This window comes from Achromobacter sp. KK8, assembly GCF_054188005.1.
Window position 1 is genome coordinate 132,011 of record NZ_CM135178.1, and the last position, 17,548, is coordinate 149,558.

The following is a 17,548-nucleotide window of genomic DNA, read 5'->3' on the forward strand; positions in this document are numbered from 1 at the left end:
CGGCCCCCCCCGGGACCAGCCCGCGCGGCAGACCGGAAGCGGCTCAGATCTTTTCTGTTTCGCCCGACTTCGGCTGCCACTTCATCAGGCGCTTTTCACCGATCCCGACAATGTAGTCGAGTACCAGCGCGAACGCCGTCAGCACCACGATGCCCGCGAAAACCGTGTTGACGTCGAAGGTGCCTTCGGCCTGCAGGATCAGGTAGCCGACCCCGCTGGCCGAGCCCAGGTATTCCCCGACCACCGCGCCGACGAAGGCCAGGCCCACCGAGGTGTGCAGGCTCGAGAACACCCAGCTGGTGGCCGACGGCAGATAGACGTGGCGCAGCAACTGGCGCTGGCGCGCGCCCAGCATGCGGGCGTTGTCCAGCAGGGTCGGGCTGACCTCGCGCACGCCCTGGTAGACGTTGAAGAAGACGATGAAGAACACCAGCGTCACCGCCAGCGCCACCTTGGACCAGATGCCAAGCCCGAACCACATGCCGAAGATCGGCGCCAGGATCACGCGCGGCATCGAATTGGCCGCCTTGATGTAGGGATCGAGAATCGCGCTGGCGCGTGGCGACAGCCCCAACCACAGGCCGAAGGCCAGGCCGGCGATGGTGCCGATGAAGAAGGCCAGCACGGTTTCGGTCAGCGTGACCCACAGGTGGGTGTAGATGTCGGCGTTGGTGACGAACCAGGCCCAGATGCGGCCCCACACCTTGAGGGGTTCGCCGAAGAAGAACGCCACCTTGGGATCGCGCGAGGCAAAGTGCCACACGCCCAGGATGACGACCAGCAGCAGCAACTGCCAGAAGCGCAGGCTGGCGGAGCCTGGTTTGAACGACTTGGACATGGTCAGGGCCTGTTCATGGGGAAGCGGGCGTGGCCGGGATCAGGCACGGCCTCAGGCCCGCTTCTGTTGTTGGGCGTAGCCCTTGAGCACTTCCTCGCGCAGCACGGCCCAGATGGCCGCGTGCAGTTCGACGAAGCGCAGGTTGTTGCGCACCTCGGCCACGTCGCGCGGACGCGGCAGGTCGATGGCGAATTCGCCGATCGGATGCGTGCCCGGCCCGGCCGACAGCACCACCACGCGGTCGCTCATGGCGATGGCTTCATCCAGGTCATGGGTGATGAACAGCACCGCCTTGCGCTTGGCCATCCACAGGTCCAGGACCTCGTTTTCCATCAGCTGGCGCGTCTGGATGTCGAGCGCCGAGAACGGCTCGTCCATCAGGATGATGTCGGGATCGCGGATCAGCGTCTGCGCCAGCATGGCGCGCTTGCGCATGCCGCCGGACATCTGATGCGGATAGCGGCTCTCGAAGCCGCCCAGGCCGACGCGGCGCATCCAGTCGCGGCCGCGCTCGAGGGCCTCGACACGCGGCACGCCGGCGAAATCCAGCCCGGCCACCACGTTGTCGAGCGCGCTGCGCCAGGGCAGCAGCGCCTCGCCCTGGAACATGTAGCCAGCACGCGAATTGATGCCCGACAGCGGCTGGCCGAACACTTTGACCTGCCCCGACGACGGCGCCAGCAGGCCGGCGCTGACGTTGAGCAGGGTGGACTTGCCGCAGCCCGTCGGCCCCACCACCGACACGAACTCGCCCGGCGCGATGGCCAGGCTGGTGTCGCTGACGGCGGTGTAGCGCTGCGAGCGGTCGTCGCGGGAGACGAAGGTGCAGCTGATGTTTTCCAGCGAAAGCGCGGCTTCAGCCATTGGGGTACTTCTCGTTGGCGCGGCGCGCGAAGTCGTTGGTCCAGACCTTGGACGGATCGATCTTGGCGCCGTCGAAATCCGCCTGGTACGCGGCCAGGGCCTTGAGCGCGGTGGCGGCGCCGTCCTCGGGGATCAGGCCGTCAGGCGACAGGCCTTCGAGGCTCTTGCCGATGGCGGCCTTGTACACCGCCGGGTCGCCCAGCAGGTAGGTCTCGGGCACGACCTTGGCGATCTCGTCCGGGCCTGCCTTCTGGATCCACTTGTCGGCGCGCACCATGGCGTTGGTGAGCGCCTGCACGGTATTGGGATTGGCGTCGATGAACGCCTGCGGCGCATACAGGCAGCCCGCGGGCATGTTGCCGCCGAAGATGTCCTGCGTGTCCTTGAGCGTGCGGGTGTCGACGATGATCTGGATGTCGCCCGGCATTTCCAGCATCGACACCACCGGGTCGGTGTTGGAGATGGCGTCGATCTGGCCGCTGCGCAGCGCGGTCACCGCGCCGGCGCCGGCGCCCACGCCGATGATCGACACGTCCGAAGCCTTCAGGCCGTGCTTGGCCAGGAAGAAGCTGACCACCATGTTGGTGGACGAGCCCGGCGCGGTCACGCCGATCTTCTTGCCTTTGAGGTCGGCGGGGCCTTTGTAGTTGGGCAGGTTCTTCTTGGAGACGCCCACGCCGATCATCGGCGCGCGGCCCTGCAGCACGAAGGCGCGGTAGGCCTGGCCCTTCGATTGCATCGACAGCGTGTGCTCGAAGGCGCCCGAAACCACGTCGGCGCTGCCCCCCACCACGGCCTGCAGGGCCTTGGAACCGCCGGCGAAGTCGGCGATGGAGACGTCCAGGCCCTCGTCCTTGAAGTAACCGCGCGCCTCGGCGATGGACAGCGGCAGGTAGTAGATCAGGGGTTTGCCGCCCACGGCGATCTGGACCTTGGTCTTTTCCAGCTTCTGGGCGCGCACGATGGCGGGGGCCATGCCCATGACGCCGGCGGCGCCGGCCATCTTGAGCAGATCACGACGTGTGACTGACATGTGTTGTCTCCTTGGGTGCGGGGATACCGATAGCGCCGGTCTGCGCCAGCTTGTCGATAGCCGCTGAATCATACCCCAGCGATTTCAGGACTTCCTCGGTATGTTCCCCTAATGACGGACCGATCCAGCGGGTGCCGCCCGGGGTTTCCGAGAGCTTGGGCACCACCGCCGGCAGCTTGACCGGACTGCCGTCGGCGAAGTGGTGCTGTTCGATCATGCGGCGCGCCAGGAACTGCGGATCCGTGAACATGTCGGCCACGCTGTAGATCTTGCCGACCGGCACGTCGGCCGCCTTCAGGGTGTTGAGCGCCTCCTCGATGCCGCGGCCATCGCACCATTGCTGGATGGCGCCATCGATCTCGGCGACGCGGCGGGCGCGGCCGTCGTTGCGCACCAGGTCCGGATCCGAGGCCAGGTCGTCGCGGCCGATGGCCAGCATCAGGCGGTGGAAGATCGCATCGCCGTTGCCGGCGATGACGATGTTCTGGCCGTCGCGCGTGGTGTAGGTATTGGACGGCACGATGCCGGGCAACGCGCCGCCGGTGCGTTCGCGCACCACGCCGGCCACGTCATACTCGGGCACCAGGCTTTCCATCATGTTGAACACGGCCTCGTACAGGGCGACGTCGACCATCTGGCCCTGTCCCGCCTGGCACCCTTCGCCCTGCACGCCGTTCCAGCGGCCGCCGGTGGCGTCGCGGTGGCGCAGCGCCATCATCGCGCCGATCACGCCATGCAGCGCGGCGATCGAATCGCCGATCGAGATGCCGACCCGCAGCGGCGGGCGGTCCGGGTGGCCGGACACGTAGCGCAGGCCGCCCATGGATTCGCCGATGGCGCCGAAGCCCGGCTGGTCCTTCATCGGGCCGGTCTGGCCATAGCCGGACAGGCGCACCATGATCAGCGCCGGATTGATGGCGCGCAGCTGTTCATAGCCCAGGCCCCACTTCTCCAGCACGCCGGGACGGTAGTTCTCGACCACCACGTCTGCGTCCAGCGCCAGCCTGCGGGCGATTTCACGGGCCTCGGGATGCTTGAGGTTGAGCGCGATGGATTGCTTGTTGCGGGCCTGCACGGTCCACCACAGCGAATTGCCTTCGTGCAGGTGGCGCCAGCTGCGAATGGGGTCGCCGCCGCCGGTCCCGTCGGGGCCGTGCGGCGTTTCCACCTTGATGACGTCGGCGCCGAATTCGCCGAAGATGCGCGCGGCGAACGGGCCGGCGATGAGCGTGCCGAGTTCCAGGACCTTCAGGCCGGTCAGGGCTGACATGTTGGTTGTCTTCCTCTCGTGGAGGCCGCGCCGGCGCGGGGCGGGCCGTTTTTCCAATGCTCGCCGGTACATTGCCGGCGCGCTATTGTGGGGGCGTGTCAGGTGGTCTTGCGCTCCATCAGCGCCCAGGCGATGGTGCCGGCGTCCACGTATTCCAATTCGCTGCCCGCCGGCACGCCGCGCGCCAGGCGCGTGACCCGCAGGCCGCGCTCGCCCAGGGCCTCGCCCAGGAAGTGCGCGGTGGTCTCGCCTTCGGCGGTGAAGTTGGTGGCCAGGATGACCTCCTGCACCACGCCGTCGGTGGCGCGGCGTATGACCCGGTCGAAATCCAGTTCGCGCGGGCCGATGCCCTCCAGCGGCGCGACGCGTCCCATCAGCACGTAGTACAGGCCGCGGTAGCCGTGGCTGGACTCGATCATGTTCTGATCGGCCGGCGTCTCGACGATGCACAGTAGCGAGGGATCGCGCTTGGGATTGGCGCAGGTCGCGCACACGTCCTCTTCGGCGAAGCTGTTGCAACGCGAGCAGTGGCGCAGGTCGCGCACCGCGCCCGCCAGCGCGCGTCCGAGCATGTCGGCGCCCTGGGGGTCGTGCTGCAACAGGTGATAGGCCATGCGTCGCGCGGAACGCACACCCACGCCGGGCAGGCGCCGCAGCGCCTCGATCAGCGAGACCAGCGGTTCGGGTTCGGGCAGTAGAGGGTCCATGACACGACGGCAACTTGCGGACGGCAAAGGCCGCGCCGCCCGGGGCGGCGGCGGCCGGAACGTTCGATCAGAACGGCAGCTTCATGCCCGGGGGCAGCGGCATGCCGGCGGTGACGGACGCCATCTTTTCCTGGGAGGTGGCCTCGGCCTTGCGCAGCGCGTCGTTGAAGGCGGCGGCGATCAGGTCTTCCAGCATGTCCTTGTCGTCGGCCAGCAGCGACGGATCGATCTCGACGCGCTTGACGTCGTGGCGGCAGGTCATGGTGACCTTGACCAGGCCGCCGCCGGAGGCGCCTTCGACCTGGATCTCGGCCAGCGCGTCCTGCGCCTTCTTCATGTTTTCCTGCATCTGCTGCGCCTGGCGCATCAGGCCGGCCAGTTGTCCTTTCATCATGATGGAGCTTCCTTGAACGAGGGAATGTAGGGATTTGCCGGCGCGTTACGCGGCGGCGGAAGGAGAGTCGACGTGGCGGATCGAACCGGCCACGACATGGGCGCCGAAGTCCGCCACCAGCGCCTGCACGAAGGGATCGACGGCGACCGCGTCCTCGGCGGCCTGCTGGCGCGCCGCGCGTTCGGCCTGGGCCACGGCGTGGGCCGTGGCTTCACCGACCGCGCCGACGTCCACGTCCAGCCGGATGCCCTGGCCGAAGTGTTCGCACAGCACCGTCTGCAGGCGCACGCGGCTTTCGCTTTCGGCCAGCGTCTTGACGGCCACGCGCAGGATGATGGCATCGCCCTGCACGCCGGCCCATTCGCTCTGGCGCGCCAGTTCGGCGGCCAGGCCGGTGACCGGCAGGCGCGCGGCCAGTTCGGGCCAGGCGGCGGAGGTCATGTCGGCCAGGCGCGCGCGCGACTGGCGCTTGCGGGCCGGGGCCGGGCCTTCGCGCCGGGCCGGCGCCGCGGAAGGCGCGGGCGCGGACGATGGCGCGCTGGCCAGCGTTTCGAAATCGTCGTCGGGGTCGGACGTGAAGCCGCCGTCGGGCGCGAAGCCAGCATCAGGCACGAAGCCGCCTTCGGCCTCGAACGGGATTTCCTCATCGACCCAGGACGGCGGACCGTCGTCATCGGCGGCCGGCGCGACCGCGGCAGCCGCGGGCGTCACGGCCAGCGGGGCCGACTTGGCGGGCCCCGGGGCCGCGGAGACGGCAGGAGTGTCCGTGGCGGGGGCATGCGGGGCGGGCGCTTGCGCGACGGCGGGAGCGGCGCTGGGCGATGCCGTCTTGGCCGGAGCGCCTGCGGCTGCGGCTGCGGCATTCGCGGGGGACGCCGGCTGGGCAGTGGCTGCGGCGGCCTGGGCGGCATCCGCGGCGGCGGGAGCGTCTTCCCAAGGCGGCACGCTGGCAGCGGCCGGCTGGGCGGGCGCGACAGGTGCGGCGGGCGCGGTGACAGGCGCCGCGGCCATCGGCGCAGGCGCGGCGGCCGGAACCGGCGCGACGTTCGCTTGCGGCGCGCTCACAGGCACGGATGGCGCGGGTGCCGCCGGTTGCGCCGCCTGCGCGGGCCGTTCCACCGCAGGAGCGGCGGCGACCGGCGCCGCCTGCGGCGGCTGCGCGGCGGCCACGGCGGGTTCGGCCGTCTGGCGGGCCGGCGTGGCGGGGGCCTCGATGGCGGTCTGCGGACCGGCGTCACCGTTGAGCGCCAGCATGCGCAGGCACGCCATGATGAAACCGGCGTACTCGTCCGGCGCCAGCGTCAGTTCGCCGCGGCTGTGCACCGCCACCGAGTAGAACAGTTGCACCGCGTCGGGATGCAGGGTCTGCGCCAGGCGGGCGATGTCGGCCACCAGCGGATCCTCGGCCGGCGTCACGCCGGACACGCGTTGCTCGATGGCGACGCGTGACAGCAGCACCGCCAGGTCGGCCAGCGCGCCGGCGTACGACAGGCCGCGCGTGGCGAGTTCGTCGGCCACCGCCAGCACGCCCTTGGCGTCGCCGGTGGACAGCGCGTCCAGCAGGCGCACCAGGTGGCGCTGGTCGATGGTGCCGAGCATGCCGCGCACGGCGTCTTCGGTCAGGTTGCCGGCGCTGTAGGCGATGGCCTGGTCGGTCAGCGACAGCGCATCGCGCATGGAACCCGACGCGGCCTGGCCGATCAGGCGCAGGGCCGGCACTTCGAAGCCGACCTGCTCTTCGCCCAGCACCGCCTGCAGGTGGCCCACGATGGAGTCGGCCGGCATCTGCTTCAGATTGAATTGCAGGCAGCGCGACAGCACCGTGACCGGGATCTTCTGCGGGTCGGTGGTGGCGAGGATGAATTTGACGTGCGGCGGCGGCTCTTCCAGCGTCTTGAGCATCGCGTTGAACGCGTGCCCGGTGAGCATGTGCACTTCGTCGATCATGTAGACCTTGAAGCGGCCCGCGCCCGGCGCGTAGACGGCCTGCTCCAGCAGCTGGGTCATTTCCTCGACGCCGCGGTTCGAGGCCGCGTCCAGTTCGAGGTAGTCGACGAAACGGCCGGCATCGATCTCGGTGCAGGCGCGACAGACGCCGCAGGGCTTGGAGGTGATGCCGGTTTCGCAGTTGAGCGATTTGGCCAGGATGCGCGACAGCGTGGTCTTGCCGACGCCGCGGGTGCCGGTGAACAGCCAGGCGTGGTGCAGGCGCTGGGTGTCGAGCGCATGCGTCAGCGCGCGCACCACGTGATCCTGTCCCACGAGGGTATCGAACGATCGCGGCCGCCACTTGCGGGCCAGTACCAGATAAGTCATGGCGGGATTGTAGAGCCTTTGCAAGAGCCTATGCGATTGCCGGCAGGAAATGCAAAAGGGACGGAATCATCTTCCGGGGATATCCCCTTGGAAAACAACCCCGTCCCCTTTGAGAAACCGGTTGGCGAGCCTTACTCCGGCACTGACCCTAAACGACTATGGCTGCTTCGTTCCCGACCTGACCAGGTTCACCGTCGAACCATGCGAAGGGGCCCGCCAAGCAAGATTCTAGCAGAGCTTCGCGTTGCTCGCTCGGCTAGCCTCTTGCTTGGCGGGCCCCGAGGGGCTGTATGTGCGCCCCCTCCCCGGCCCTCCCCCCGAGGGGGAGGGAGGAAGACTTTGCTTCGCTTGTCTTGGGGGCTCGCTTCGCTTTGCCTCACTTTTCCTTGGTTGCTTGCTTTGGATTTTTTCCTGAAGGCGAGGACGTTGCGGTGCTGGGTTCGTTTTGGTGAGGAGCTATAGGTCGATCCAGGCGCGGGCGCGGGGGAAGTAGAGGGCGGCGCGGGCTTTGCGGCCGTCCAGGGCGGTGACTTGGGCGCAGTAGCGCAGGAGTTGGTCGCCGTGGCGATGGCGCATGCGTTGGGCGAAGGCGGCGGGGGATTCGTTGGGTTGGGGGCGGCCTGTTTTGTAGTCGACGATCAGCCAGCCGTCTTCGGTGCTCAGGGCCAGGTCGATGACGGAGACCTTGCCGGCGGCGTCGATGAGGGGCCATTCGCGGCGGGCGCCGGATTGGGACAGGAGCCAGAGACCACGGTCGTCGGCGAGGGTGGACTGGAGGGCATCCAGGACGGCTTCGGCGGCGGTATCGGCCTGGCTGGCGGGGATGCCGGCGCGGGTCAGTTGGCGACGCATGGCGGGCAGGCGGTGGGCCAGGGCCTCGGCTGGCCAGGCGGCGATGCCGTCCTGGCCGATGCGGGCCAGCCAGGCGTGGGCCAGGGTGCCGATGGCGGCGTCGTAGCCGGATTCGAGTTGCCAGGCGGGATGCTCGGCGCTATCGCCCCAGGCGCCGCGCGCGGCCGCGGCGAAGCCGGGGCTGATGGCGATATCGGCCTGGCGCGCCAGTTGCGCCAGGCCGTCGCGATGCACGCGGCGCAGGGGCTCGCCTTGCCATTCAGGGCCGTCGTCGCGGGGTTCGGCGCTATCGCCGTCCGTCGCGGGCGGCACGGGTGTTGTCAGGCAGGGCCAGAGGCGGCCCAGCAGGCTGGCGGAGGACGGTGTCTTGGCCTGGCCGGTGGCTTCGTCGATGGCGACGTGGCCAACCAGATGCAGGCGCTTGCGGGCGCGGGTGGCGGCCACGTACAGCAGGCGGTCGATTTCGTAGGAAGCTCGGCGCGCCTCGCGCGCGCCGAGGTAGCGCGACACGGGGTCGGCCTCGGTCTCGGCGCGCGGCTTGACCGGGCCGAACAGCACCCGCCCGCCGCTTTGCTCGAAGCGCACCAGCGGCGGCTGGTCGCCGCGCGGAGCGCGATGCAGGCCGTAAAGGATGACGGTTTCGAACTGCAGGCCCTTGGACTTGTGCATGGTCATGATCTCGACGGCGGCCTCTTCGTCGGCCGCATCCGGCGCCGCGAACAGCCGCGCGATGCCGGCGTCCAGCGCGGCCGGATCGATGGCGCCGTGCGGCGCCAGGCGCTCGACCAGCTGGAACAGGCTTTCGGCGTCATTGGCCACCGACGGCCCGCTGTAGAGCGCGGGACCGCCCAGGCGGCGCCACAGCGTCTCGATCCAGGCCGCGAACGGCATGGCGCCCGAGGCGTTGCGCGAGTCCAGCAGCACCGCCGCCACCTGCCGCAGGCGGGCGTATTCATCGGGATGCAGCAAAGCCTCGGCCGAAAGCCGCGCGCCGGCATCGTCCGGCGGCAACGCCGCGCCTGTTTGCCGGCTCGTCCCGGCCGGATCGCCCGGCGGCGCGGCGTCATCGAACAACGCCCCCTGCGCCGGATTCTCGGTGTCGTCGAACAGCGAGCCCTGCCGCGACGCGGCTGGGACCGTGGCCGAGACGGCCCGCACCGGCGGGGTGTCGGCGGGCCGGGCCGGCGCGGGGCGCAACAACCGCTCCAGCAGCACCGGCACCGGCGTGACGTGGTCGGCGCCGAACAGGCGCTGCAACGATTCCAGCGTCAGGCCGCAGAACGGCGCCCGCAGCACCGACAGCCAGGCCAGCCGGTCGCCCGGGTGGGACAGCGCCCGCACCAACTGCACCAGGTCCGCCACCACCGGCCGCAACGCCAGCGGCACCAGGTCCACCGCGCGGCAGCGGATGCCCTCCTGCGCCAGCCGGCGCGTGAGGTTGCCAAGGTGGCTGCGGGCCCGCACCAGGATGGCGACCGGATGCTTGCTGCCCGCGTGGTCCGCCAACGCCTGGCGCACCAGGCCGACCGCGATATTCTCGGCCTGCTCCTCCGCCGGAACGCCGCCGCCGCGCGACCAGGCGGGATGAAAGCGCACCGCCGGATCCGGCAGGGTCTCGTGGAACGCGCTGGACGGGCTGTACTTGATGGCGCCCGCGGCGGCGTCGCTGCGCTTGGGCAGCAATTGCGCGAACGATTCGTTGACCCAGTCGACGATGCCCGCCTGCGAACGGAAATTGTCGGTGAGGTTGAGAAAGCCGGGCTGGAGTTCCCCCACGCCCCGCTGCGCCACTTCCAGGAACAGGCCCACTTCCGCCTTGCGGAAACGGTAGATCGACTGCATCGGGTCGCCCACCAGGAACAACGTGCGGCCATCTCCCGCCTGCCAGCCGGAGGTCAACGTTTTCAACAGATCCAGCTGCGTCTGGCTGGTGTCCTGGAATTCGTCGATCAGCAGATGGCGGATGGACGCATCCAGCTTGAGCAGCAGTTCGCCGGGATCGTCGGCGCTGCCCAGCGCCGCGGCGGCGCGTTGCGAGATCTCGATGAAATCGACCTCGCCGGTATCGGCGAAGCGCAGCCGCAGCTGCGCCACGGCCAGCGCCAGCGTCATCAGCTGCGCGCCCAGCACTTCCCACTGGGCATCGCTCAATCGCGGCGCGGGGATATCGCGCACGGCAGCCAGGCGCCGCACCCACGGGGCGTCGCCATCGGCGCTCTCGAGCCAGGCGACGAAGGGTTCCTTATGCGCGCACTTGGCGGGAAAGCCCAGGTTCTTGTTGACGGTCTTGCGCAGCGACCCGGTGCCGGTCAGCAGCAGATGGGCCACGGCGCGCCACTGGTCCAGCGCCTCGGCGTCGGCCGGCAGTTCGTCGGTCCAGTCGCGCAGCGGCGCCAGCCGGTCGTCTTCGCCGCCGTCCTGCAACTGGGCCGCGGCCAGCCGCGCGGGACCGCACAGCGCTTCGGCCCAGCCAAGCGGCATGGCCTCGCACAGCGCGTCCAGGTCCTCGCCGATGGCTTCGGCCAGCGTTTCTTCCAGGGCCTCGCGGTCGGAGCCGTGGCGCAGCAGCGGCAGCCACTGGTCGCGCTGGCCGAGCATGTCGGCGATGGCGTCCTTGGCGGCCTGCACGTCCACGTCCATGTGCTGCAACAGGATGCGCACCGCGTCGTAGTCGTCCGCCAGGTCGAGCGTGGCGCGAGCCGCGGCTTCGTAATGCGCGCGCGCGTCGTCGGTGATCTCGGGCATGCCGCCCAATTCGGACAGCCACGGCATGCTGCGCACCAGGCCGGCGCAGAACGAGTCGATGGTGCGGATGGCCAGGCGCGCGGGGTGGTCCAGCAGATGCCACTGCTGCGCGTCGTTGCGCGCCAGCGCGGCGCGCGCCAGGTCCCAGCTGCGGCGTTCGTGCGCGGCCTCGGGCGGCGCGTCCAGCCCGCGGCGCAGCTTGCTGAGCACGCGCGCATGCATCTCGGACGCGGCCTTGCGCGTGAAGGTGATGGCGACGATTTCCTCGGGGCGATTGACGGTGGCCAGCAGCGCCAGGATGCGGTCGGTCAGCAGCTCGGTCTTGCCGGAGCCGGCGGGGGCCTGCACCAGGAACGAGCGGGCGGGGTCCAGCGCGGCCGCGCGCGCGGCGTGGTCCTGGGGCTGGCGTTCGACATCGGCCATGGCTCAGGCGTCCTCATCGTCCAGGTGCAAGCGCAGGAACGGCAGCGCATCGCAGTATTTCAGGTCGTCGCGGCGATAGGCGACGTTGGCGGCGTAGCCCGCCACGTATTCATCGGCCAGCGACTCGATCGCGGCGCGCCAGCGCTGGCGGATCTCGGGCCAGGACAAGCCATCGAAATACTTGCTCTCGGCGGCCAGCGTCACGCCTTCCATGCCCAGGTCTTCGTCGGCCAGTCCCTGCGCCGCCACCTGGCGAGCGTGGATCTGGGCCAGCACCAGGCCGGCCACCTCGCCGCCAGCGGCATCGGCCAGCACCGAGGCATAGAACGGCAGCTGCACGTTGACGGGGCGGCTGCGCGACCAATCCGGCTCGGGCTTGGCGGCGGCCACCCCGGTCTTGTAGTCGACGATGACGTTGCGGCCATCGGCCAGCGTGTCGATGCGGTCCAGCCGCAGCTTCAGGTGCAGCGCGCCATGGCGCCATTGGTGATTCTTCTCGACCTGCGCCACCGCGAACGGCAGGCGTTGCGCCTCCATGTCGAGCCACGCCGCCAGCACCGTCCTGGCGCGCGCGCATTCCAGCGCCTTCAGGGCCGGCGCGTATTCCTGGAGTTCCTCGTCCGCCGCCTGCGCCACCGCCTGTTCCAGCAGCGCCGGCAGGCGCCCCTGCGCCAGCGTTTCATGCAGGGCATCCTGGTCGGGCAGCATGCCCCACACCAGCTCGAGCGCCTTGTGCAGGAACTGGCCGCGCACGTTCACCGTGGCCGCGTCGGCATAGGGCGCCAGCTCGCGCCCGCCCAGCCGATGCCGCACGAAGGCCCACAAGGGGTTGCGCGCCTGCGTGTCGAGCACGTCCAGGCCGCCGCCGCCGCGGTCATCGGCCGCCAGCGGCGGTCCGCGCATATCGTCCAGCGATTCCTGCGGCAGGGCGGCCACGGCCGCGACCGGCGCCGGCCGCCAGTCGGTGGGGGCAGCAGCGGCGATCAGCGGCGACGGCCGCAGTTCGCGTTCGCCGTCCATGTGCGCATGGCTGACGATCACCTGCGGCGCGCAACGGCACAACGCCGCGTAGATGCCCTCGGCCCATTCGCGTTCGCGTTCGGGCGTGGCGCGCGGCGCCTTGGCCTGGCGCAGCACCGCCAGGGGCAGCAACGGATTCGGCTTGGGCGAGGCAGGCAGCACGTCGTCGGTCAGGCCCAGTATCCAGATACCGTCCCAGAAGCCGCCTTCGGCTTCCAGCAGGCCCAGCACGTCGAGCCGCGCCGAGGGATCGCGCTGCGGCTGGAACGAAGCCGAGCGCGCCACGCTCTGCAGCAGATTGACCGCCGCCACGCCGCCCAGCTTGCCGGCGGCGGGCGCCAGCGCGGAGAAACCGCCCAGGGCTTCTCCCAGCGCCCCCAGCGCCTGGTAGCCGACACTGTCCAGCACGCCTTCGCCGGGAAAGCCCAGCGCCGTCAGCGCCGCTTTCATACGCAGCATCCAGACGTCGCAAGACGCGCGGGCGCCACCGCGCGTCCAGATTTCCATGGCCTGGTCCCAGGCCTGCGCCAACGGCGGCAAGGCCGCCAGTTGCTTGCGCCACTCGGCCGCGCCGACATGGACCTGCCCGCGACGACGCCAGCGCGCGTCGATGGCGGCCAGGCGCGCGCGTTCGCTGACGTCGCCCGCGCAGTGCCCCGCCAGCAGGGCCGCGCCCAGCACCTCGACGGCGCAGCCCTTGCCGGCCGCGCATTCAGCCAGCGCCCGCAGCCAGGCCAGCGCCGCGCGCGCCATCGGCCATTCGTCGAGCGGGCGGCCCACGGCCACGTTGAAGGCGAATGCCGGCGCGCCATCGCGGCCGGCCAGCGCCTGGCTCAGGATGCGGCGCGCGAACGGCGACTCGGCCTCGAGCTGCGGCGAAACGATGGCGTAGCGGCCGGAGGGATGCTGTGCCAGCTGGCCCGCGGCCCATTCGGCCGCCGCGCGCCATTCGGCGCCGTGGTCGGCCGCCTCGAAGCGCCGCGGCGTGGCCGGCGCCCGCTGGGTATCGCGCCATTGCGCGATCAGGCAGCCCTGGTCTTCGAAGGCGCGCAGCAGGCGCCGGAAACGCGGCGACAGATCGGTGAAGCCGGCCAGCACCAGTTGCCCGGGAACGGCCAGCCGGCCGTCTTCGAGCGCCCGCAACACCCGCGCATAACCCTGGTTCGCGTCTTCGGCGTCGATGGCGGCCAGCGCCTTGCGGTAGCGCTGGCGCCAGCGGGCGAAGCCGCGGTACTCATCGGTATCGGCGCCGGACGGCACCTGCAGTGTCCATTCGTCCATCAGCAGGTCGGCGTCCATCGACAGGCGGGCGGCCTGGCTGGCATCGAGCAGCACGCGCTCGGCTTCTTCGGCGCGGATGGCCTCGGTCCAGACCAGCTGCGTGGCGAAGCTGTCGAGGCGATAGGCCGGCACGTCCTCGTCGTCCTCGAACGCCAGTTCGTTAGCGGACTCGGCCAGCCAGGCGGACAGGGGCAGGATGCGCGGCAGTTCGCTGACCTGGCGTTCCTGGCGCAACAGCCCGGCCAGCTCGAGCGTGAGCCGGCGCGACAGGCGGTTGTTGACCGTCAGCACCAGCAGGTCGGCGGCGGGCATGGCGCCGACTTCGGGCAGGCTGAGATCAGGGTAGGAAAGCGGGTCGTCCTGCATGGAAAGGCGAAGAATCGTTCACCGCCGTAGGATACCGCGAGGCCGCCGCGCCAGCGCGGCTAAAAACCGCACAGCGAAGCCAGGTTTTCCCAGTGGATCTGCATCTCGGGCGTGGTGTAGCCCCAGAAGGCCAGGCCCAGCACCAGCGCCAGTGCCGTCCAGCCCAGCAGCCGCCAGCCGCGATGGCGGCGGGCGGGCGTGGGAGCAGGCCTGGCGTTCATGGCGGGTTGCGACCTGTCAGGCTGCGGCCGGCTGCGCCAGCGGCTGTTCGCGCACCGGCAGGCACAGCAGGGCCGCGGCCACCGCCAGCGCTACGCCGAGCCACCAGACCAGGTCGTAGTTGCCGGTCTTGGCATAGGCGTAGCCGCCCAGCCAGACACCGATGAAGCTGCCGACCTGGTGCCCCAGGAAGACGATGCCGGACAGGGTTGCCGCATAACGCAGGCCATAGATCTGGCCGATCAGCCCCTGCGTCAGCGGCACGGTGCCGAGCCAGAACAGCCCCATCCAGGCCGCGAACGCATACAGCACCCACGGCGACAGGGGCATCCACAGCAGCAGCAGGATGCCGAATGCGCGCATGCCGTAGACCACCGCGAGCAGCCGCTTCTTGCTGTACTTGCCGCCCAGCTTGCCGGCGTAGAACGACCCCAGCACGTTGAACAGCCCGATGAGCGCGATCGCGGTGGCGCCCTGCCCCGGCGTCAGGCCGCCGTCGGTGACGTAGGCCGGCAGGTGCAGCGTGATGAAGGCCGTGTGGAAGCCACAGACGAAATAGCTCCAGAACAGGAAGTGGAACGACGGGTGCCGCACCGCCTGGCGCACCGCCGCCGCCAGCGACTGCTGCGGCCCGCCGTGGGCCTGCGGCCGGCCGCGCAGGAAATAGGCGAGCGGCGCGGCGCATGCCACGAACAGCGACAACACCCACAGCGCGCCCGGCCAGTCCAGGCCGGTGATCAGCGCCTGGCCGGTCGGCACCACGGCGAACTGGCCGAGCGAGCCGCCGGCGCTGGCAATGCCCATGGCCGTGCTGCGGTAGGCCGGCGGCACCACGCGCGCCACCACCGGCAGGATCACGGGGAACGTCGTGCCGGCCTGCCCCAGGCCGACCAGCACGCCGGCGCTCAGGTACAGCGTGGTTTCGTCCGTGGCAAAGCGCGTGCCGATCATGCCCAGCATGTACAGCAACGCGCCCAGCGCGATGGTGCGGCCGGAGCCATGGCGGTCGGCCAGAATGCCCATGAAGATGCAGGCCACGCCCCACACCAGGTTCTGCAGCGCGAAGGCCATGGAAAACACATCGCGGCCCCAACCGTGGGCCAGGCCCATGGGCTGCATGAACAGGCCAAAGGTGGCGCGCACGCCCATGGCAAGCAGCACCACCAGGGTACCCAGGATGATGGTGCGCACGTAACGCGTATCGGTAGTGCTGGACATGATTGTTCTTATTGATGGGGAAAGGCGCCCCCTCCTCGGGACGGCCGGGCCTTGGGCCAGACGCGCACATCATAAACAAATAACCTGGCGCGACCGGCAATACCCGCGTCGGCGCATCGCGCATGGCGTGCTCGCTCACTGGCGTGCCACGCAAAATATAGTTGATTTTATCAACCATATATTCCAGAATGGGTTTTTCCCTCTTCTGATCAGCCATGACTCTGCAAACCCCGCTGACCCGCCTGTTGGGCACGCGCTATCCCATCATCCAGGGCGGCATGAGCTGGGCCTCGTCGAACGCGGCGCTGGCGCTGGCGGTGTCGCGCGCCGGCGGGCTCGGCGTGATCGCCGCCGGCCCGATGTACCCCGAGGCGCTGCTTGCCGCCATCCGCGAGGTCCGCGCCGGCACCGACGCGCCCTACGCGGTCAACATCCCGCTCTACAACAAGCGCGCGCAGGAACACATGGACATCGCGCTGGCCGAAGGCGTGCCGGTCATCATCGCGTCGCAGGGCGGGCCGCAGAAGCACATCGGCCGCGCGCGCGAGGCGGGCGCCAAATGGCTGCAGGTCATCGCCAGCCCCGAGCATGCCGCCAAGGCCGAAGCGGCCGGCGTGGACGCGGTGATCGCCGTCGGCCTGGAGGCCGGCGGCCATCCCGGCCCCGATGAAATCGGCCTGCAAGTGCTGCTGCGCTCGGTGACGCGGCGCGTGTCGGTGCCGGTGGTGGCGGCCGGCGGCATCGCCGACGGCGCCGGCATCGCGGCCGCGCTGTGCCTGGGCGCCGCGGGCGCGCAACTGGGCACCCGGTTCCTGCTGACGCCCGAGGCCGGCGTGTGCGATGCCTACAAGGACGCAGTGCTGGCGGCAGGCGTGGCCGACACCACGCTGGTGGGGCGCGGCCGCTCGCCGGTGCGCATGCTGCGCAACGCCTTCGCCCGCGACTACCTTGCGGCCGAGCGCGGCGGCGACGAGGCCATGCTGGAGACGATGTTCGCCGGCAGTTCCCTCAAGCAGGCAGCCTTCGACGGCGACGTGCAGGGCGGCAAGGTCGAGGCCGGCCAGAGCGCTGGATTGATCGACAGCCTGCAGCCGGCCGGCGCCGTGGTGGAGCAACTGGTGGCGGAAACGCGCGACGCGCTCAGGCGCGTGGCGGCGCTGGCGGGTTGACTGCGAAGCGCCGCCGTCGGTCGGCGCGGGACATCCGACGCCGGCTCAACGCCGGCGCAGCCTGGGCGTTGTCTTTCAGGCGCTCGCTTCCCAAGGGTTCACGAGGCGGACCCCGCAACCGGAAAAATCGGACACGTTTCGCGTAACGAGCGTCATCCCGTGCACCAGCGCGGTAGCCGCGATGAAGGCGTCCCGTTCCGGACGCAGATCCGGCACATGCAACCTGGCGCAACGCAACGACACGGCCGCATCGAGCGGCAGCGTCCGGTTGGAGAATTCCGGCAGGACGCGATCGCGCATCCAGGCCCGCAGGCGTGCGCCCTGGTCGGCATCCCGCCGCTCCATGCGCTGGATGCCGATTTCGATTTCCATGAGCGTGATCGCCGAAACGTAGAAGTTCACCGCGTCCTCGTTCGAGAACCAGGCGATCACGTTCCTGTCCGCCTTGCCGTCGCCGGCTTTGCGCAGCTCGGACAGCACATTGGTATCCAGCAGGAACATCAGTCGACGTCCGCGGGACGGGGCAGCTCGCGTGAGCGGGGGGCATCGAGATCGATGCCGGCCAGGCCCGGCATCGACAATGCGCTGACGAGATTTCGTTTTTGGCCGACCAGGCGCCAGTATTCCTCGATGCCGAGCAGGACGTGGGATGGCTTGCCGCGGTCCGTGATGAACACGGGGCCATGCAGGGCCGCCTTCTTGGCGCGGGTCACGTCCTGATTGAGTTCCCGGCTGGACAGTGTGGTGATAGACATGATGCATCCCCTGATCCTTACAAATAACGTAGTAACGTTACTACATAGAAAGCAATGAAACCACCCCGGCAGCCAGGG

General features: G+C 69.9%; 14 protein-coding genes and 1 other RNA gene. 1 reads left to right on the forward strand and 14 read right to left on the reverse strand.

What is annotated here, in order from left to right; genetic code table 11:
- Window positions 1-43: 43 nt before the first annotated feature.
- From ACVN9Z_RS00630 to ACVN9Z_RS00685, 12 genes are all read right to left on the reverse strand, one after another.
- Entirely contained in the window at window positions 44-838 is a 795-nt protein-coding gene (locus ACVN9Z_RS00630; RefSeq protein ID WP_020926772.1) for an ABC transporter permease, read from the reverse strand.
- A 51-nt stretch (window positions 839-889) separates the two neighbouring features.
- On the reverse strand, window positions 890-1,702 hold the full coding sequence (locus tag ACVN9Z_RS00635) for an ABC transporter ATP-binding protein (RefSeq protein WP_054446667.1): 813 nt from the start codon (window positions 1,700-1,702) through the stop codon (window positions 890-892).
- Window positions 1,695-2,735 (reverse strand): ABC transporter substrate-binding protein, encoded by a 1,041-nt coding sequence (locus tag ACVN9Z_RS00640; RefSeq protein ID WP_020926770.1) that lies wholly within the window; start codon window positions 2,733-2,735, stop codon window positions 1,695-1,697. The genes ACVN9Z_RS00635 and ACVN9Z_RS00640 overlap by 8 nt, the downstream gene beginning before the upstream one ends.
- Entirely contained in the window at window positions 2,716-4,005 is a 1,290-nt protein-coding gene (locus ACVN9Z_RS00645) for a CaiB/BaiF CoA transferase family protein (protein WP_006385498.1), read from the reverse strand. Before ACVN9Z_RS00645 ends, ACVN9Z_RS00640 begins: the two co-directional genes overlap by 20 nt.
- Before the next feature lie 98 nt (window positions 4,006-4,103).
- Window positions 4,104-4,712: a recombination mediator RecR gene (recR, locus tag ACVN9Z_RS00650; protein ID WP_006385499.1), complete on the reverse strand. Its 609-nt coding sequence runs from the start codon at window positions 4,710-4,712 to the stop codon at window positions 4,104-4,106.
- A 67-nt stretch (window positions 4,713-4,779) separates the two neighbouring features.
- Entirely contained in the window at window positions 4,780-5,106 is a 327-nt protein-coding gene (locus tag ACVN9Z_RS00655; RefSeq protein WP_458212982.1) for a YbaB/EbfC family nucleoid-associated protein, read from the reverse strand.
- Between the two features lie 45 nt (window positions 5,107-5,151).
- Window positions 5,152-7,422 (reverse strand): DNA polymerase III subunit gamma/tau, encoded by a 2,271-nt coding sequence (locus ACVN9Z_RS00660; RefSeq protein WP_150101809.1) that lies wholly within the window; start codon window positions 7,420-7,422, stop codon window positions 5,152-5,154.
- A gap of 120 nt (window positions 7,423-7,542) precedes the next feature.
- An RNA gene (ffs, locus tag ACVN9Z_RS00665) (signal recognition particle sRNA small type) lies at window positions 7,543-7,640 on the reverse strand.
- Window positions 7,641-7,878: 238 nt separating this feature from the next.
- Window positions 7,879-11,442 carry a UvrD-helicase domain-containing protein gene (locus ACVN9Z_RS00670; RefSeq protein ID WP_458212983.1) on the reverse strand — a complete coding sequence of 1,188 codons (3,564 nt, stop codon included), beginning with the start codon at window positions 11,440-11,442 and terminating at the stop codon, window positions 7,879-7,881.
- 3 nt (window positions 11,443-11,445) lie between these two features.
- Window positions 11,446-14,109 carry a PD-(D/E)XK nuclease family protein gene (locus tag ACVN9Z_RS00675; RefSeq protein ID WP_241059921.1) on the reverse strand — a complete coding sequence of 888 codons (2,664 nt, stop codon included), beginning with the start codon at window positions 14,107-14,109 and terminating at the stop codon, window positions 11,446-11,448.
- Between the two features lie 59 nt (window positions 14,110-14,168).
- Window positions 14,169-14,330, reverse strand: coding sequence for a hypothetical protein (locus ACVN9Z_RS00680; RefSeq protein ID WP_006385506.1), 162 nt, complete (start codon window positions 14,328-14,330; stop codon window positions 14,169-14,171).
- 16 nt (window positions 14,331-14,346) lie between these two features.
- Window positions 14,347-15,546, reverse strand: a complete 1,200-nt coding sequence (locus tag ACVN9Z_RS00685; protein WP_020926766.1) for an MFS transporter — start codon at window positions 15,544-15,546, stop codon at window positions 14,347-14,349.
- A 215-nt stretch (window positions 15,547-15,761) separates the two neighbouring features.
- Between ACVN9Z_RS00685 and ACVN9Z_RS00690 the strand changes: the two genes are divergently transcribed.
- The gene (locus ACVN9Z_RS00690) at window positions 15,762-16,715 is read left to right on the forward strand and encodes an NAD(P)H-dependent flavin oxidoreductase (RefSeq protein ID WP_047993228.1); all 954 of its coding nucleotides are present in this window, start codon (window positions 15,762-15,764) and stop codon (window positions 16,713-16,715) included.
- A 75-nt stretch (window positions 16,716-16,790) separates the two neighbouring features.
- Here the strand turns inward: ACVN9Z_RS00690 and ACVN9Z_RS00695 are convergent, their stop codons facing one another.
- Both ACVN9Z_RS00695 and ACVN9Z_RS00700 read right to left on the reverse strand, forming a co-directional pair.
- On the reverse strand, window positions 16,791-17,219 hold the full coding sequence (locus ACVN9Z_RS00695) for a type II toxin-antitoxin system VapC family toxin (RefSeq protein WP_045953464.1): 429 nt from the start codon (window positions 17,217-17,219) through the stop codon (window positions 16,791-16,793).
- Window positions 17,216-17,470, reverse strand: coding sequence for a type II toxin-antitoxin system prevent-host-death family antitoxin (locus tag ACVN9Z_RS00700; protein WP_006385511.1), 255 nt, complete (start codon window positions 17,468-17,470; stop codon window positions 17,216-17,218). Before ACVN9Z_RS00700 ends, ACVN9Z_RS00695 begins: the two co-directional genes overlap by 4 nt.
- Between the last annotated feature and the right edge of the window lie 78 nt (window positions 17,471-17,548).

Excerpts from the sequence above, each read along its gene's own strand:
- ACVN9Z_RS00630 (WP_020926772.1), bottom strand. The coding sequence starts at position 838 with ATGTCCAAGTCGTTCAAACCAGGCTCCGCCAGCCTGCGCTTCTGGCAG.
- ACVN9Z_RS00635 (WP_054446667.1), bottom strand. The coding sequence starts at position 1,702 with ATGGCTGAAGCCGCGCTTTCGCTGGAAAACATCAGCTGCACCTTCGTC.
- ACVN9Z_RS00640 (WP_020926770.1), bottom strand. The coding sequence starts at position 2,735 with ATGTCAGTCACACGTCGTGATCTGCTCAAGATGGCCGGCGCCGCCGGC.
- ACVN9Z_RS00645 (WP_006385498.1), bottom strand. The coding sequence starts at position 4,005 with ATGTCAGCCCTGACCGGCCTGAAGGTCCTGGAACTCGGCACGCTCATC.
- recR (WP_006385499.1), bottom strand. The coding sequence starts at position 4,712 with ATGGACCCTCTACTGCCCGAACCCGAACCGCTGGTCTCGCTGATCGAG.
- ACVN9Z_RS00655 (WP_458212982.1), bottom strand. The coding sequence starts at position 5,106 with ATGATGAAAGGACAACTGGCCGGCCTGATGCGCCAGGCGCAGCAGATG.
- ACVN9Z_RS00660 (WP_150101809.1), bottom strand. The coding sequence starts at position 7,422 with ATGACTTATCTGGTACTGGCCCGCAAGTGGCGGCCGCGATCGTTCGAT.
- ACVN9Z_RS00670 (WP_458212983.1), bottom strand. The coding sequence starts at position 11,442 with ATGGCCGATGTCGAACGCCAGCCCCAGGACCACGCCGCGCGCGCGGCC.
- ACVN9Z_RS00675 (WP_241059921.1), bottom strand. The coding sequence starts at position 14,109 with ATGCAGGACGACCCGCTTTCCTACCCTGATCTCAGCCTGCCCGAAGTC.
- ACVN9Z_RS00680 (WP_006385506.1), bottom strand. The coding sequence starts at position 14,330 with ATGAACGCCAGGCCTGCTCCCACGCCCGCCCGCCGCCATCGCGGCTGG.
- ACVN9Z_RS00685 (WP_020926766.1), bottom strand. The coding sequence starts at position 15,546 with ATGTCCAGCACTACCGATACGCGTTACGTGCGCACCATCATCCTGGGT.
- ACVN9Z_RS00690 (WP_047993228.1), top strand. The coding sequence starts at position 15,762 with ATGACTCTGCAAACCCCGCTGACCCGCCTGTTGGGCACGCGCTATCCC.
- ACVN9Z_RS00700 (WP_006385511.1), bottom strand. The coding sequence starts at position 17,470 with ATGTCTATCACCACACTGTCCAGCCGGGAACTCAATCAGGACGTGACC.